Raw genomic sequence first — 15,428 nt, 5'->3', positions numbered from 1 at the left:
CATCCTTAAATCCCGTTTGAGCGGCAAAATACGCCCATGACCCTGACCGAACTCAAATACATCGTTGCCGTGGCGCGCGAGAAGCACTTCGGCAAAGCCGCCGACGCGTGTTACGTGTCGCAGCCCACCTTGTCGGTGGCGATCAAGAAGCTGGAAGAAGAGTTGGACGTGAAGCTGTTCGAGCGCAGCGCCAACGAGGTCACGGTCACGCCGCTGGGCGAAGAAATCGTGCAGCAGGCGCAAAGCGTGCTGGAGCAAGCCGCCAACATCAAAGAAATTGCCAAGCGTGGCAAAGACCCGCTGGCCGGCCCGCTGCGCCTGGGCGTGATCTACACCATCGCCCCATACCTACTGCCCGCGCTGGTGCGCCAAACCATCGAGCGCACGCCGCAAATGCCGCTCATGCTGCAGGAGAACTTCACCGTCAAACTGCTGGAGATGCTGCGCACCGGCGAGATCGACTGCGCCATCATGGCCGAGCCTTTCCCGGACACTGGCCTGGCCATCGCCCCGCTGTACGACGAGCCTTTCATGGCCGCCGTGCCCAGTGCCCACGCGCTGGCCCAAAAGCCCACCGTGACGGCCGAGGCCCTGAAGGCCGAGACCCTGCTGCTGCTGGGCGCCGGCCACTGCTTCCGCGACCACGTGCTCGAAGTCTGCCCCGAATTCGCACGCTTCTCCAGCGACGCCGAAGGCATTCGCAAGAGCTTTGAGGGTTCGTCGTTAGAGACCATCCAGCACATGGTGGCCGCCGGCATGGGCGTGACCTTGGTGCCGCGCTTGAGCGTGCCCGAATCTGCCCTTCAAGCGCAGACCAGCAGCAAATCCCGCCGCCGCATGGACGACAGCATCTACGTCAAATACCTGCCGTTTGAAGGCGAGCCGCCGATGCGCCGCGTGGTGCTGGCCTGGCGCCGCAGCTTCACGCGTTACGAGGCGATTGCCGCCTTGCGCAACGCCATCTACGCGTGTGAGTTGCCCGGCGTGAAGCGGTTATCCTGAGGTATAGATAAGTCAAAAGCAGAGAGGGAGCTCCCGTTGAAAAATTCGCAAGCAGGCATCATGGCGTCTGTGCCCACCGTGGGGCGCTACGCCTTTTTTTCCGTCAACCCAAAGTCCGATGCAGCCGCGTTGCGCGCAGCCCTCGGCCGTTTGCAGGCCCTGGCGGATGGCGACAAGATCGTGGTGGGCATCGGCCCGCTGTTGACCGCAGCGCTTAGCGTCACCGTGCCCGGCCTGCGCGAGATGCCGCACCTGAACGAGCACGGCGTGGATGTCCCCAGCACCCCCACCGCGCTGTGGTGCTGGCTGCGCGGTAGTGACCGTGGCGCGCTGGTGCTGCTGACCCACACCCTGGAGAACGCCGTGGCCCCGGCGCTGCACCTCGATCGCGTGGTCGATGCGTTCCGCCATGGTGAGCCCTCGGCGCAACATGGCCGTGACCTCACCGGTTATGAGGACGGCACCGAAAACCCCGAAGGCGAAGCCGCCGAGGCCGCCGCGTTTGTGCAAGGCCAGGGCGCAGGTCTGGATGGCGCCAGCTTCGTCGCCGTGCAGCAATGGGTGCACGACCTGAATACGTTTGAGGCCATGAACACCGAAGACCAAGACAACGCCATGGGCCGCCGCCGCAGCGACAACGAAGAACTCGAAGACGCGCCCGAGACCTCGCACGTCAAACGCACGGCGCAAGAAAGCTTCGACCCCGAAGCCTTTGTGCTGCGCCGCTCCATGCCCTGGGCTATGTCGAACAAGCTTGGCCTGTTGTTCGTCGCCTTTGGCAACACACTGAATTCGTTTGAAGCGCAGATGCGCCGCATGGCGGGTTATGAAGATGGCTTGATCGACAGCCTGTTTAAATTCTCCAAGCCGGTGAACGGCGCCTACCTGTGGTGTCCTCCAATGAACGGCGGGCGTCTGGATCTGCGTCAGCTCGGTTTGTAATATTTTTGTCATTTAACCTATAGCTTCTGGTGCAAATGCCGATATAAAAGATAGCGCTTTTCTAGACATAGAGCTTCGTGATGGGGCGAAGGTGGCATCTGTGCTGCCTTCGCCCTTTTTTCTTTTCTCCGCTTCTTCTTTGATCACCCGCACCAGAAAGACTCTTGCATGAAATTACAGACCCGTATCGTGTTGCTCTGTAGCGTGGCCTTATTGAGCATGGCGGTACTTGCCGCCGTCTCGTTGACCACGCTGCGCAAGTCGATGGAGCAGGAACGCACGGCACAGTTGTCCAAGCTGGTGATCCTGGCCCATTCGGCGCTGGAGACGCTGTACGCGCAAGAGCAGAGCGGCAAGCTGTCGCGTGAAGACGCGCAGAAAGAAGGCAAACGCATCATCGGCAGCTTCGTCAAAGAAGACCAATACTTCTTTGTGCGCGGCTTTACCGACGACGTGAACCTGGTGCACCCCAACCCCAAACGCGTGGGCATTGTGGACGCCAAGGGCGGCAAAGAAGCTGGCGTGCGTTACCGCGCCGCGCTTGAGGGTAAAGTCATCGGCACCGTGATTGCCAAGGGCACACGCCCTGGCGCCAAGGAAGAAGTCGACAAGCTCTACGCCATCATCAAGTTCGGCCCATGGGACTGGATCATCGGTTTTGGCGACTACATGGACGACATCGACCAGGCCTTCTGGCGCAACACCGTCATTCTGCTGAGCATTGGCGGTGTGTTGATGCTGGTGATCGCCGTCATGGCCTGGAACATGCTGCGCGCGGTGGTCAAGCAGCTCGGAGGCGACCCGCAATACGCGGCCGACATCGTGACGCAGATCGCCGGTGGCGACCTCACCGTGCAGGTCAAAACCCAGCCGCAAGACCGCACCAGTCTGCTGTTCGCCATCCAGACCATGCGCGACAACCTAGCCGACATGGTGGCCCAGGTGCGCCAAAGCACCGACACCATCACCACCGCTTCGGCCGAGATCGCTTCGGGCAACCACGACTTGGCAAACCGCACCGAAACCCAGGCCAGCGCGCTGCAATACACCGCCAGCGCCATGGAAGAGCTGACCTCTACCGTGCAGCAAAACGCGCAGAACGCGCAGCAGGTAAACCGCCTAGCGCAGTCGGCCTCTGACGTGGCCGTGCGCGGCGGCGCCGTGGTCGACCAGGTGGTCGACACCATGGGCTCCATCAACGCCTCGTCGCGCAAGATTGTCGACATCATCAGCGTGATCGACGGCATTGCTTTCCGAACCAACATCCTCGCGCTGAACGCAGCCGTGGAAGCCGCGCGCGCTGGTGAACAAGGCCGTGGCTTTGCCGTGGTGGCCAGCGAAGTGCGCAGTCTGGCGCAGCGCTCGGCCGGTGCCGCCAAAGAGATCAAGGGCTTGATCGACGACTCTGTGGCCAAGGTGGGCTCGGGCACACAACTGGTGGAGCAGGCCGGTGTGACCATGCGCGAAGTGGTCAGCAGCGTGAAGCGCGTGACCGAAATGGTGGGCGAGATCAGCGCCGCCAGCAGCGAGCAGGGCACGGGCATTGCGCAGGTCAACGAGTCGATCACGCAGATGGACCACGCCACGCAGCAAAACGCCGCGCTGGTGGAAGAGTCGGTGGCGGCGGCGCGCTTGCTGAGCAATCAGGCCGTGGGGCTGTCGTCGGCCGTCAGCGTGTTCAAGCTGGGCCATGTGCGGCCAGCGCGTGCACCGGCACCAGCACCCGAATTGGCGGCACCAGCGGCGAGCAATGCAAAACGGTTGAAAATGGCGTGATGCCGCTGGGGGCAGTGGTTCTTGATCCGCCCCTGGTTTTCAATTTGCTACTGAAAAGATAGCTTCTGGCGCATGCCAACTATGCGCCAGAGTCGTTTTAAGATGCCAGATTCTGCTTCTAAGTTTCAACTCTATCTTCAACTGATTCGCTGGGACCGGCCCGCCGGTTGGCTGCTGCTGCTGTGGCCTTCGCTCTCCGCGCTGTGGGTGGCCGCAGATGGCTTTCCGGGCTGGCACCTCACCCTGGTGTTTGTGCTGGGCACCATCCTCATGCGCAGCGCCGGCTGCTGCGTCAACGACGTGGCCGACCGCGACTTCGACCGCCACGTCAAACGCACGGCACAGCGCCCCATCACCAGCGGGCGTATTTCGGTACGCGAGGCCTTGTGGTTTGGCGCCCTGCTGGCGCTGGCGGCGTTTGCGCTGGTGCTGACCACCAACGCCGTCACCGTGGTGTGGTCGTTTGCGGCACTCGCCGTGTCGCTGATCTACCCCTACGCCAAACGTTATGTTTCCATGCCCCAAGCCGTGCTCGGTGTGGCGTTCAGCTTCGGCATTCCCATGGCGTTTGCCGCCCTCCGTGGTGGCCCCGCATGGCAGGTGTTCAGTGCGGCGGGTTGGAGCAGCTTCACGCTGCAAAGCTGGTGGGCGAGCGTGCCGCCGCTGGCCTGGGTGCTGCTGCTGGGCAACCTGTTTTGGGTGCTGGCCTACGACACCGAATACGCCATGGTCGACCGCGACGATGATCTGAAAATCGGCATGAAAACCTCGGCTATCACACTCGGCCGCATGGACGTGCCAGTCATCATGCTGAGCTACGCCATCTATTTGCTGAGCTGGGCCTGGGCGCTGGCCGATCGGCACTTGGGGCCCGTGTTCTACACCGGCTTGCTGGCCGCCGCAGCGCAAGCGGTGTGGCATTGGACGCTGATTCGCGACCGCACCCGCGACGGATGCTTCAAAGCCTTCCGCCTCAACCATTGGGTGGGCTTTGCGGTGTTCGTCGGCGTGGCCGGCGGCTATGCATTGAGGGGGTAATTCCTTTGCCACGCAACGTTGAAATCAAAGCGCGCATCACCAGTGTGGATGCGCTCGTGCCGCTGGCCGCCGCCATCGCCACCGAGGGGCCGACCCTCATTGCGCAAGACGACACGTTCTTCCGCTGCGACACCGGCCGTCTGAAGCTGCGCGCGTTTTCTGCGGCGAAGGGCGAGTTGATTTATTACCGGCGCGCCAATGAACAGGGCCCGAAAGAATCGTTCTACGTCCTCTCGCCCACCGACAGCCCGGACACGCTGCGCGAATGCCTGAGCCTGGCGCACGGCCAGGTGGGGCGCGTCATCAAACAGCGCACTTTGTACCTCGTGGGCCGAACACGTGTGCACCTGGACCGTGTGCAGGGCCTGGGCGATTTTCTGGAGCTCGAAGTCGTATTGGCCGATGGCGAAACGGTGGAGGCGGGCGTACAAGAAGCCCACGCACTGATGGCGCAACTAGGTGTCGCGCCCGAGCAACTTATCGATACAGCCTACGTCGACCTACTGACAAAAACGGTCACTTAACCGGCGTCTAATGGCACTCGCTTCAACTTATAAAAAAGGAGTTTCGAGATGATTCTGGACCACATCGGCATTAGCGTCAGCGACTACGACAAAAGCAAAACCTTCTTTGATGCCGCCCTCAAGCCGCTCAACATCACCTTGATGATGGAAGTGCAAGGCTGGGCCGGTTATGGCCGCGAGCGCAGCCCGCAGTTCTGGTTCGGCGTGGGGCAAGAAGTGCAGAAGCCCATGCACCTGGCCTTCGCTGCCGAAAACCGCGAACAAGTGCGCCAGTTTTACGCCGCCGCCATCGCCGCCGGTGCCAAAGACAATGGCCCACCCGGCATCCGTGAGCACTACCACGCCAACTACTACGGTGCGTTTGTCATCGGGCCAGACGGGCACAACGTCGAAGCCGTGTGCCACGCGCCAGAGGCTTAAGCGGGAGCCAACGCCAGCGCTTGTTCCTGCTGCAACATCGCCAGGTCTTGCGCTGACAACTGAATGCCCTCGCGGCGCGCCTGTGCCGCCATGGCGGCCTCGCGTTCGCCGGGCATGTGGATGCCGCTGAAGCCCTCGGCCGGTGTGCAGGCCTTGGCGCGTTCCACCAGTTGCGCTGCACGTGCCTGGTAGTCGGTGATTGACAAAAACGCATCGGGCTTGAACGCGATGAACGCGTGCCCCACGTTCTGCGGCGCGCTGAAGTCGGCGTTCTGGTTGCGCACCTCGCCGCCAAACGCCGCGCCCGACATCACCCCCGCCAACAGCTCCATCATCAGCCCCAGGCCCGAGCCCTTGGGGCCGCCCATGGGCAACACCACACCGTCGATGGCGGCGTGTGGGTCGGTGGTGGCCCGGCCTTGTGCGTCGAGTGCCCAATCGGCCGGAATGGATTCACCCAAACGCGCGGCGCGGCGGATCTTGCCGAAGGCCACCACCGAGGTCGCCATGTCGAGCAGCAGCGGCGTGGCGCCCGGCGCACCAAACGCAAACGGGCTGGTGCCCAGGAACGGTGTGCGCCCGCCCCACACCGGCATCAGCGGCGGGGCGTTGGTAAATACAAACGCGCCCAGGCCTGCGTTCAGCGCCTGCTGCACGTAGCTGGCCGACATGCCGAAGTGGTTGCTGTGCGAGGCCAGCACCAGGCTGATGCCGTGTTGCTGCGCACGTGTGATGGCCTCGGCCATCGCCTTGTGGGCTACCACGTAGCCCATGCCGTTGTCGCCATCGACATGTGCGGTGGCACCCAAACCATTGCCATCGCCCGACACCTTCAGTTGGGGCTTGGGGTTCACCAACCCCAACCGCAGGCGCTGGGTGTAGACCGGAATGCGGCCTATGCCATGCGACGCCACGCCACGTGCGTCGGCCTCCACCAGGCACTGCGCGACGTGGCGCGCATCGTCTGCGGGCAGGTGGGCAGAAAAAATCTCGGTGACAGTTTGCACCAGTTCGTCATAAGGCAGCAGGGTGGTGTCCATGGGGGTAAGTCGATCAATCGAGTTTGATGTTGGCTTCGCGGATGAGGGTGCCCCACTTGGCATGCTCGGCGCGAATGAAGGCGGCAAACTGTTGCGGCGTGCCGGTCACGGACACGCTGCCCTCAAACGCCAGTTTGTCTTGCACGTCTTTGCGCCCCAGCATGGCCACTACTTCCTTGTTGATGCGGTTGACCACGGGTGTGGGCATGCCCGCCGGGCCTACCAGGCCGAGCCAGGTGGTAGCGTCAAAACCGGGATAGCCTTGCTCGGCCACCGTGGGCACATCGGCCATGGCCGGCAGGCGTTTGGTCGAGGTGATGGCCAGTGCGCGGATCTTGCCGGCGCTGAGCTGCGACATCACCGACACGCTGTTGCCAAAGTACAGCGGAATCTGCCCGCCGAGCAAGTCGTTCATCGCCGGCCCCGCGCCTTTGTAGGGCACCTGTAGCGCTTGAATGCCCGCGCGCCGAGCCAACATCTCGCCCGCCAGGTGGCCCACGGTGCCGCTGCCCGCTTGGCCGATGCTGAACTCGCCGGGCTTCGCCTTGGCCGCTTTGATGAAGTCGGCCAGTGTGCGAAACGGCGAGTCCTGCCGCACTACCAGCACCACCGGCTGCTCGGCAATTTGCACGATGGGGGTGAAGTCCTTCAGCGGATCAAACGGCATCTTGGTGTAGAGCGCTGGGTTGATGGCCAGGTTCGACGCTTGGCCCATGCCGATGGTGTAGCCGTCGGGTGCGGCCTTCGCCACCGCGTCCAGCCCAATGTTGCCGGCCGCGCCGGGGCGGTTATCCACGATCACGATCCACTGGTTCAGCGTAGTGAACTTCTCCGCCACCAGGCGCGCGGTGGTGTCGGTGCCGCCCCCCGGTGGAAAGGGCACGATCAGCCGAATCGGCTTGTCGGGCCAGGCGCCGGATGGGCCTTGGGCCCAACTGGCGCTGGTAGTCAGACCCGTGACAAGGGTGGCGGCGGTGGCTTGTAGAAAGTGGCGACGTTGCATGGAATGTCTCCTGGAATTTTTGTTGTGCGGCGGGGGGCTTTTCGGTTGAAGGGGTAGCGTTAGATGGGCAGCCCCTTCTCGCGCAGCACGGCATCAAAACGTTCGGGGTCGGCGGTGCCCGTGCGGTTGGTCTCGCGGATCTTGGCTTCCTTGGCCAGGTGCGCGCGGGTCTTGAGCAACACATCGGCCGCCTCGGCTACGGGCACGGCGATCACGCCATCGGCATCGCCCACCACCAGGTCGCCCGGCATCACCACCAGGCCGGCACATGACACCGGCACGTTGACCTCGCCCGGGCCGTCTTTGCTCGGGCCACGGTGGGTGTGGCCCTTGGCGAAGATCGGCATGCCGTCTTCGGCCCACTCGGTCAGGTCGCGGATGGCGCCGTCGATCACCAGGCCACCCAGCTTTTTGAACAGGCACGTGGTGCGCATCAGCCCGCCGACCAGGGCTTGCGACACGTCACCGCCGCCGTCGATCACCAACACGTCGCCGGGTTGCACCATCATCAGCGCCTTGTGGATCATCAGGTTGTCGCCCGGGCGCACACGCACCGTCACGGCGGGGCCACACAGCACAGTGTCGAGCCGCGCGTGGTACTGGCGCAGGCCCACGGTGCCGACGTTGCGGCTCATCGAATCACCAATCGCGGCCACGGGCATTTCTTTGAAAGCGGCCACGATCTCGGCGGCCGGGCCGTCCGCGCGGGGGTGGATGCGGTAGCCCGGGGGCCAGGATTTTGCGGTGCTCATGCGGTCACTCCTTGAACAGGTTGGAATACGGTCGGGTTGACGCAGGCCGAGACCTGCGGGGCTTGGCCGCGCAAGAAGCCGAGCACGTTGTGTGCGGCGCCTGCGGCCATGTTGTCTAGGGCAGCGGTGGTGGAGCCGCCGACGTGGGGGGTCAGCACGACGTTGGGCAGCGCCGTCAGTGGGCTGTCTGCCGGCAACGGCTCCACAGCCATGGTGTCCAGCCCGGCGGCGAACAGGGCGCCCGAGCGCAAGGCGGCCACCAGGGCGGGTTCGTCCACCACTTCGCCACGGGCAGTGTTCACCAGCACCGCACCGGGTGGCAGCAGCGCCAGGTGTTGGGCATTCAGCAGGTTGCGGGTGCGGCTGTTCAGCGGCACGTGCAGGCTCAGCACGTCGCTCACGGGCAGCAAAGCCTCCAGCGTGGTGTGCATGGTTACGCCCGGCACGGGGCTCGTGCCAGTTAATGTTGAGTTCAGTGCGGGATCGAAGGCATGTACCTCCATGCCCAGCACTTGCGCCACCTGCGCCACACGCTGGCCCACCTGGCCAAAGCCCACCAGGCCCAGGCGCCGCCCCGCGAGTTGCAGGCCGTCTTGCGCGCGGCTCCAGCGGCCGGCGTGCAGCTCGCGGTCGAGTGTGGGGATCTTGCGTGCCGCGGCCAGCATCAGGCCGAGGGTGAGTTCGGCGACAGATTGCGCGTTGGCGCCGGGGGTGATGTAGACCGGAATGCCACGTGCCGAGGCGGCCGCCACGTCGATGTTGCTCACGCCCACGCCGTGTTTGGAAATGACCTTGAGCGTGGGGCACGAAGCGATGGCCGTGGCAGAGAGTTCCACCGTGCGCGAGATCACAGCGGTGATGGGGTCGCGCGCCATGGTGGCCTCAACTTCGGCAGCGCTGTTGCCGTCTTGCATGAACAGAACCCGGCAATGTGCCTCTTCCAGAATGCGCAGGCCAGCGGGAGCCAGCTTGGGGGCGGTGACGAAAATGGTGAAGGCCATGGCGCGTTGTCTCGTGGGTGTTGTCTCAATGGGCCGATTCTGGAAATTTGCATTCATTCCGTCTATTCGATAATGTTGATCAAACGATTACTTTTGGTGAAGAGATGGACTTGCATCTGCGCGACCTGCGTTACTTTGAAACAGCGGCCGAAATGGGCCACTTGGGTAACGCCGCCGACCACCTGGCGCGCAGCCAGCCCGCGCTGACCAAGTGCATTCAGCGGCTCGAAGAGGCGTTTGGTAGCCCGCTGTTTGAACGCGTGGGGCGCGGCGTGAAGCTCACCCCCGTGGGCGAGGTGCTGCTGGCGCGTGCCCGTGCGTTGCGCCAGTCCGCCGAAGACGCGGTGCGCCAGGTGCAAGAGTTTGCGCAGGGCCACGCCGGCCACGTGCGCATTGGCAGTGGCCCGGTGGCGGCTGATCACTTGTTGCCCGAACTCTGCAGCCTGGCCTTGGCCGACGGCCTTAAGACCACCATCAGCATCGTGGTGGGCCCGAGTTTTGAACTACGCGAGCAATTGCGCGAAGGCAAGATTGATTTGCTCATCGGCTTGACGGTCGATGGCGACCCCAGCACTGTCTCTTACCCGGTGATTGAAGACGTGGTGGTGGTGGCCGCCAGCCGCACCCACCCGGTGTTTCAGCAAACGCGCGTCACCATGGCTTCGCTGCTGGCCTACCCGTGGGCGCTACCGGCCGGCAACATCCCGAGCCGCCAGTGGCTGGACATGGCGTTTGCGCAAAACGGCCTGGCCAACCCCAGCGTGCAGATCGAGGCCAGCTCCATCGCCTTGTTACCCCGCATGATTGCGCGCACCGATTTACTGAGTTTTGTGTCGCGCCACACGCTGTCACTGCAGCGCGGCAACACGCTCAAAGAAGTGCGGCTGAAAAACACCACGCTGCGGCGCCAATTGGGGGTGACGGTGCGGCGCGAGGGATATCTGTCGCCAGCGGCGGCGCACATTGTGGATCTGCTGCGGCAGCGCGGCAAAAGCCTGTTTCCGCAGGGGCTGGACGCCTAACTGTCGTCGTCCAACGCGAACTGCTCGCGCAACGCGGCGCAGAAAGTTGGCATGCCGCTGAGCGACAAACTCACCGTGTACCGCAGCCTTCCCGGTTGACCAGGTGTGTAGCGCAGGGTTTGCGTTTCAACGTCGAAGACCAGCGGTTGTGGGCCGGTGGTTTCTTGTGTAGCGCTGAGGTCGTAGTCCCATTCACCGCCTTCGTCTAGTGGGCCATGGCCATCAGGAAACTGGTCGTAGGCCCAGGCCAATACGCGGGTGACCTCTGCGTGCAGCGGGGCGACTTGGTCGGGCCACACGGCGGCCAAGGCGTCGAACACGCCGTTGCTGGCGTCGTCTTCGCTGTAGTCAAAGTCGAGAAAACGCAGCGTCATTGCGGCCCCCTGGGTGTACAGACTCAAGGCTTGCCGAACTCGTCGCCCAACTCGCCCGCGCGTTTTTCTGCAGAGCGCACGGCGCTGACGATCTGGCGCTTCACGTCGTCTTGCTCCATCGAGGTGATGGCCGCATAGGTGGTGCCGCCTTTGGAGGTGACGCGTTGGCGCAGCGTTTCCAGCGGCTCGCTGGAGCGGCTGGCCAGCTCGGCCGCGCCGGTGAAAGTGCCCAGGGCCAAGGTCTTGGCCTGGTCGGCGGTCAGGCCCATGTCTACGCCAGCTTGCACCATCGATTCCATGAAGTAGAAAACGTAGGCCGGGCCGGAGCCAGACACGGCGGTCACGGCGTCGAGCTTGGCTTCTGCATCCACCCACAACAGCCCGCCGGTGGCGGCCAGCACGGCTTCCACACGTTGACGGTCTTGCGCGTTGACGTTGCCGCCAGCGTACAGGCCGGTCATGCCTTTGCCGATGAGGGCGGGCGTGTTGGGCATGGCGCGCACCACACGTTCGCTGCCCAGCCAGCGCGCAATGCTGTCGCTGCGAATGCCGGCGGCCACGCTCAAATGCAGGGCCGAAGCGGTGTGTGCAGCGGTGGCTGTTGCGGCTTCATGAAAGGTTTGTGGCTTCACGCCCCACACCACCAAGCTGGCTTCTTTCAACGTGGCATTGGCCCCTTCTTGCGCGGTGATTCCGAAGTCTTTGAGCAAGCGCGCGCGGGCCTCGTCCCAAGGTTCAACCACCAGCACTTGTGCGGGCGTGAGGCCGCTTTTCAGCAAGCCGCCGATGATGGCGCTGCTCATGTTGCCACCGCCGATGAAGGCGATTTTTTCGTTGGCGGCCAGGAACGAGCCGGTGGTGGTGCTTGTGGAAGAGATGGTGGAAGCAGGGCTAGAGGTCATGGAGCAGACTCAAGAAATTCGAATGCAATGATCTGGGTGATTTGACGCGCGTTGAAATTGTCGTCACTGATCAACACGAGTGTACGCGGCCCCAACTTGCCGTTTTTGTCGGGAATGCGCGGGCCCCAGGCCATGCCTTCGGTGTTGTCCAGGCGGCGCAGGCCGGGGCGCGGTTGGCCGTTGATGGCGACAAAATCGTCCAGGTTGGCCACCAGCGTTTTACGCAGGGGTTGCCAGGTGCCGGGCGAGAGGGTGTCTTGCTGCAAGGTGTCGCTGCCGTCGCGGGTGTCCACCTGGTAGAGCCGCAGGCTGTTGCCCACACCGGCGGTGAAAGAGCGCTCCAGCACCAGCAGGCGGAAGGCATCGATGGCCAGTATCTCGCTGATGCCGTTGTCTGCAAAGGTTTGCGGCGGCACGGGGGCGGCGGGAATGGCGTCGGTGACGTAAGCGCGCTGCGCCACGGGTTTGCCGGTGGCCAGGTCGAACAGCGTGATGCGGCTGGGGCCGCCGGGCGCGTTGATGGTGGGCACCGGGCCGTCTTGCACCAGCGCGTTTTCCATCGCGGCCCAGACGCCACGGCCATCGGGCGTGGTGGCCAGGCCTTCGAGTGTGAGGTTGTCGCGCGGCCCGGTTTTGCCGGTGGGGTCGACGCGCAAATGTGCGGGCAACTCCAGGCAGCGCACGTGTGCGCCGTCGGGCCGCATTTCGCACACCGAGGGGTCGTTGCCGTGTTTCACATCGCCTTCGCTGCTCCACAGCAACGTGCCGGTTTGCGGGCGCCAGCGCAGGCCCTCGGGGTCGGGCACCACGCCGTTGGGCTCCTGGCTGCGGTTCGGGAAGGGCTGGCCATCGGGCTGGCGCAGCGTGGTCACGCCAACCAACTGTGGCGGCGCAATGCCCTCCGACGTGATGGCCAGGCGCATGGTATAGAAGCGCGCGGGCTGCAGGTCGGAGCGGTCGTCGCTCAGCGCATACCAAAGGTTTTTGGCGGGGTCGTAGTCCAGCGCGGAAAGACCACCTACCGTCGTGCCCTGGTAGTTCAGGCGGTGCGGCAGAGAGGTCTCACCAATCAGCCGCAGGTCAACGGTGACGGGCGTGGTGGGCGGGTTGCTGGGCACGGCGGGCTGCGTTGTGCAGGCCAGCAGCGACAAACAAAGCGCCACTGTGGAGGTGGCGCGCAGCAGGGATGGTGAGGAAGACAAAACATTCGGCATGGCCGTCAGTTTAGACAGGCCAAGCCTTCCATGTTGTCAAAAAGTCTATCCTGCTGTTGCGGGTAATGCCGCTTGGCGCACCGCATGTTCCCACTGCGCCATGCGCTCGGCGGCACGCGCCTGACTTTGCGTGGGCATGAAGCGCCGCTCGGCACGCCACAACTCGGCCAAGGCCTCGGTGTTGCGGAACACGCCGGTCGACAAACCAGCCAGGTAGGCCGCGCCCAAGGCGGTGGTTTCGGTGATCACGGGGCGGATCACCGGAATACCCAGCAGGTCGGCCTGGAACTGCATCAGCAGGTTGTTCACGCAGGCGCCGCCGTCGACACGCAGTTCAGACACCGGCGCCGCACCGGCGGCCACCGCATCACGGCTCATGGCTTGCAGCAGGGCGGCGCTTTGGTAGGCGATGCTTTCCAGCGCCGCGCGCGCAATGTGGGCGATGGTGGTACCGCGCGTCAGCCCGGTGATGGTGCCGCGTGCATCGGGCTGCCAGTAGGGCGCGCCCAGGCCGGTAAAGGCCGGCACCATCATCACGCCGCCCGAGTCGGGCACGCTTTCCGCCAGGGCCTGCACTTGGTCGCTGCTTTGAATGGCTTGCAGGCCGTCGCGCAGCCACTGCACCACGGCGCCGCCCACAAACACGCTGCCTTCCAGCGCGTAAGCGGTTTGCGGGTTGGGCTGCGCCGCCGAAGTGGTGAGCAGGCCGTTGCGTGAGGTCTGGAACACGTTGCCGGTGTGCATCAGCATGAAGCAGCCGGTGCCGTAGGTGTTTTTCGCCATGCCGGCCTTGAAGCAAGCTTGGCCGAAGAGGGCGCTTTGCTGGTCGCCGGCCACCCCGCCAATGGGGATGCTGCCGCCCAGCAACTCGGGCGTGGTGTCGCCGAAATGGGTGCTTGAAGGGTTGACCGTCGGCAACACCGAGCGCGGAATGCGCAGCAGGGCCAGCAACTCGTCGTCCCATTCGTTTTTGCGGATGTTGAACAGCATGGTGCGCGAGGCGTTGCTCACGTCGGTCACATGCACGCGGCCTTGTGTGAGCTGCCAGATCAACCAGCTGTCGACCGTGCCAAACGCCAGTTCGCCGCGCTCGGCTTGCTCGCGGGCGCCGGGCACGTGGTCTAGCAGCCATTGCAGCTTGGTGCCAGAGAAATAAGCGTCGATCAGCAGGCCGGTTTTTTCCTGGATCTTGTCGGCCCAGCCGTCTTCGCGCAGCTTGGCGCAGGCGGGCTCGGCGCGGCGGTCTTGCCAGACGATGGCGTGGTGGATGGGCAACCCCGTTTTGCGGTTCCACACCACGGTGGTTTCGCGTTGGTTGGTGATGCCCAGCGCACGCACTTCGCGCGCGCTGATGCCGGCCTTGTGCAGCGCTTCTTTGGCGGTGCTGAGCTGGGTGCGCCAGATCTCCATCGGGTCGTGTTCCACCCAGCCCGGCTGCGGGTAGATCTGCGGCAATTCCAGTTGGGCTTGGGCGACGATTTTGCCGTCGGCATCAAACACAATGCTGCGCGAACTGGAAGTGCCCTGGTCGAGGGCAAGAAGGTAGGTCATTTGCTGGCTTTCGAACGGAGTTGCGGAACGGGAACGCTTTTCAGCGTTTGGTCTTGGTCTGAGCCGAGGCGCGTTCCGTCAACGGAGAGGATGCCGCCACGTGGCAGCGGACTTGGGCATCGCGCAGCAGCGCCGGAAAAGGCTCTGGCACGGGCGCATCGGTAAACAAACGGTCGATGCTGGAGAGGGTGCTCACCTGCGCCATCGCCAGGCGGTTGAACTTGCTGTGGTCGGCCGCCAGCCACACCTCGCGGGCGTGCGCCATGATGGCCTGCGTGACCTTCACCTCGCGGAAATCGTAGTCGCGCAGCGAGCCATCGACCTCGACACCCGAGATGCCGATGAGCGCAATGTCGACCTTGAACTGGCGAATGAAATCAATCGCCGCTTCGCCCACCACGCCCCGGTCGCGCCCGCGCAGCACGCCGCCAGCCACGATCACTTCGCACGAAGGGTTGGCGCTCAGGATCAGCGCCACGTTCAGGTTGTTGGTGATGACGCGCAGCCCGGTGTGCTGCAGCAGCGCCTTGGCAATGGCCTCGGTGGTGGTGCCGATGTTCAGGATCAGTGAGCAGTCGTTGGGCACCTCTTGCGCCACCGCCCAGGCGATGCGCGCCTTGCCATCGGCATTGAGGCTTTCGCGCTGCTGGTGGCCAATGTTTTCGGTGGTGGAACTGGGCACCCGCACGCCGCCATGGAAGCGCGCCAGCAGGCCTTCATCGGCCAAGCGCTGCACGTCGCGGCGCACGGTTTGCAGGGTGACCTTGAGCGTGGCGGCCAGGTCGTCGAGCATCACCGAACCCTGGCTGCGAACGGCTTGTAAAAGCAATAACTGGCGGGGATTTGGGCTCACGGTAGGGAAGAAAC

At 64.0% G+C, this 15,428-nt stretch carries 16 protein-coding genes; 7 read left to right on the top strand and 9 right to left on the bottom strand.

Annotation, left to right across the window (positions count from 1 at the left end; genetic code table 11):
* Nucleotides 1–36: 36 nt before the first annotated feature.
* The 6 genes from ACPWMG_RS25980 to ACPWMG_RS25955 all read left to right on the top strand — a co-directional run bounded on the left by ACPWMG_RS25980 (nt 37) and on the right by ACPWMG_RS25955 (nt 5,702).
* Nucleotides 37–1,002, top strand: a complete 966-nt coding sequence (locus tag ACPWMG_RS25980) for a hydrogen peroxide-inducible genes activator (RefSeq protein ID WP_483302356.1) — start codon at nt 37–39, stop codon at nt 1,000–1,002.
* 36 nt (nt 1,003–1,038) lie between these two features.
* Nucleotides 1,039–1,944, top strand: coding sequence for a Dyp-type peroxidase (locus ACPWMG_RS25975; protein ID WP_483302355.1), 906 nt, complete (start codon nt 1,039–1,041; stop codon nt 1,942–1,944).
* Between the two features lie 168 nt (nt 1,945–2,112).
* Nucleotides 2,113–3,720, top strand: coding sequence for a methyl-accepting chemotaxis protein (locus ACPWMG_RS25970; protein ID WP_483302354.1), 1,608 nt, complete (start codon nt 2,113–2,115; stop codon nt 3,718–3,720).
* Nucleotides 3,721–3,822: 102 nt separating this feature from the next.
* A complete protein-coding gene (gene ubiA / locus ACPWMG_RS25965) occupies nt 3,823–4,758 on the top strand; it encodes a 4-hydroxybenzoate octaprenyltransferase (protein WP_483302353.1) in 936 nt (311 codons plus the stop codon).
* Between the two features lie 5 nt (nt 4,759–4,763).
* Entirely contained in the window at nt 4,764–5,282 is a 519-nt protein-coding gene (locus ACPWMG_RS25960) for a class IV adenylate cyclase (protein WP_483302352.1), read from the top strand.
* A gap of 51 nt (nt 5,283–5,333) precedes the next feature.
* Complete coding sequence (locus ACPWMG_RS25955; RefSeq protein WP_483305347.1) at nt 5,334–5,702, top strand: VOC family protein; 369 nt, start codon at nt 5,334–5,336, stop codon at nt 5,700–5,702.
* Here ACPWMG_RS25955 and ACPWMG_RS25950 read toward each other — a convergent pair.
* From ACPWMG_RS25950 to ACPWMG_RS25935, 4 genes are read right to left on the bottom strand one after another with little or no spacing between them, the layout of a single operon-like run.
* Nucleotides 5,699–6,742 (bottom strand): Ldh family oxidoreductase, encoded by a 1,044-nt coding sequence (locus ACPWMG_RS25950; protein WP_483302351.1) that lies wholly within the window; start codon nt 6,740–6,742, stop codon nt 5,699–5,701. The two genes, ACPWMG_RS25955 and ACPWMG_RS25950, sit on opposite strands and share 4 nt — an antisense overlap.
* A gap of 13 nt (nt 6,743–6,755) precedes the next feature.
* Nucleotides 6,756–7,745: a Bug family tripartite tricarboxylate transporter substrate binding protein gene (locus tag ACPWMG_RS25945; RefSeq protein WP_483302350.1), complete on the bottom strand. Its 990-nt coding sequence runs from the start codon at nt 7,743–7,745 to the stop codon at nt 6,756–6,758.
* Between the two features lie 59 nt (nt 7,746–7,804).
* Nucleotides 7,805–8,497 (bottom strand): RraA family protein, encoded by a 693-nt coding sequence (locus ACPWMG_RS25940; protein WP_483302349.1) that lies wholly within the window; start codon nt 8,495–8,497, stop codon nt 7,805–7,807.
* Entirely contained in the window at nt 8,494–9,498 is a 1,005-nt protein-coding gene (locus tag ACPWMG_RS25935) for a hydroxyacid dehydrogenase (protein ID WP_483302348.1), read from the bottom strand. Before ACPWMG_RS25935 ends, ACPWMG_RS25940 begins: the two co-directional genes overlap by 4 nt.
* Nucleotides 9,499–9,602: 104 nt before the next feature.
* Between ACPWMG_RS25935 and ACPWMG_RS25930 the strand changes: the two genes are divergently transcribed.
* Nucleotides 9,603–10,520: a LysR family transcriptional regulator gene (locus ACPWMG_RS25930; RefSeq protein WP_483302347.1), complete on the top strand. Its 918-nt coding sequence runs from the start codon at nt 9,603–9,605 to the stop codon at nt 10,518–10,520.
* On the opposite strand, the gene ACPWMG_RS25925 is transcribed toward ACPWMG_RS25930, so the two are convergent.
* The 5 genes from ACPWMG_RS25925 to ACPWMG_RS25905 are packed head-to-tail and all read right to left on the bottom strand — an operon-like array spanning nt 10,517 to nt 15,414.
* The gene (locus ACPWMG_RS25925) at nt 10,517–10,894 is read right to left on the bottom strand and encodes a hypothetical protein (RefSeq protein WP_483302346.1); all 378 of its coding nucleotides are present in this window, start codon (nt 10,892–10,894) and stop codon (nt 10,517–10,519) included. The genes ACPWMG_RS25930 and ACPWMG_RS25925 overlap by 4 nt on opposite strands.
* Nucleotides 10,895–10,917: 23 nt before the next feature.
* Nucleotides 10,918–11,796: a pyrroline-5-carboxylate reductase gene (proC, locus tag ACPWMG_RS25920; protein ID WP_483302345.1), complete on the bottom strand. Its 879-nt coding sequence runs from the start codon at nt 11,794–11,796 to the stop codon at nt 10,918–10,920.
* Complete coding sequence (locus tag ACPWMG_RS25915; protein ID WP_483302344.1) at nt 11,793–13,010, bottom strand: esterase-like activity of phytase family protein; 1,218 nt, start codon at nt 13,008–13,010, stop codon at nt 11,793–11,795. The genes proC and ACPWMG_RS25915 overlap by 4 nt, the downstream gene beginning before the upstream one ends.
* A gap of 45 nt (nt 13,011–13,055) precedes the next feature.
* On the bottom strand, nt 13,056–14,561 hold the full coding sequence (glpK, locus tag ACPWMG_RS25910; protein ID WP_483302343.1) for a glycerol kinase GlpK: 1,506 nt from the start codon (nt 14,559–14,561) through the stop codon (nt 13,056–13,058).
* A 40-nt stretch (nt 14,562–14,601) separates the two neighbouring features.
* Nucleotides 14,602–15,414: a DeoR/GlpR family DNA-binding transcription regulator gene (locus tag ACPWMG_RS25905; RefSeq protein ID WP_483302342.1), complete on the bottom strand. Its 813-nt coding sequence runs from the start codon at nt 15,412–15,414 to the stop codon at nt 14,602–14,604.
* Nucleotides 15,415–15,428: the final 14 nt, after the last annotated feature.

This window comes from Hydrophilobacter chitinilyticus, assembly GCF_049860745.1.
Classification (GTDB): domain Bacteria; phylum Pseudomonadota; class Gammaproteobacteria; order Burkholderiales; family Burkholderiaceae_C; genus Rhodoferax_B.
The sequence above is the reverse complement of the archived record's forward strand: the minus strand, read 5'-3'. Positions and strand labels throughout refer to the sequence as shown.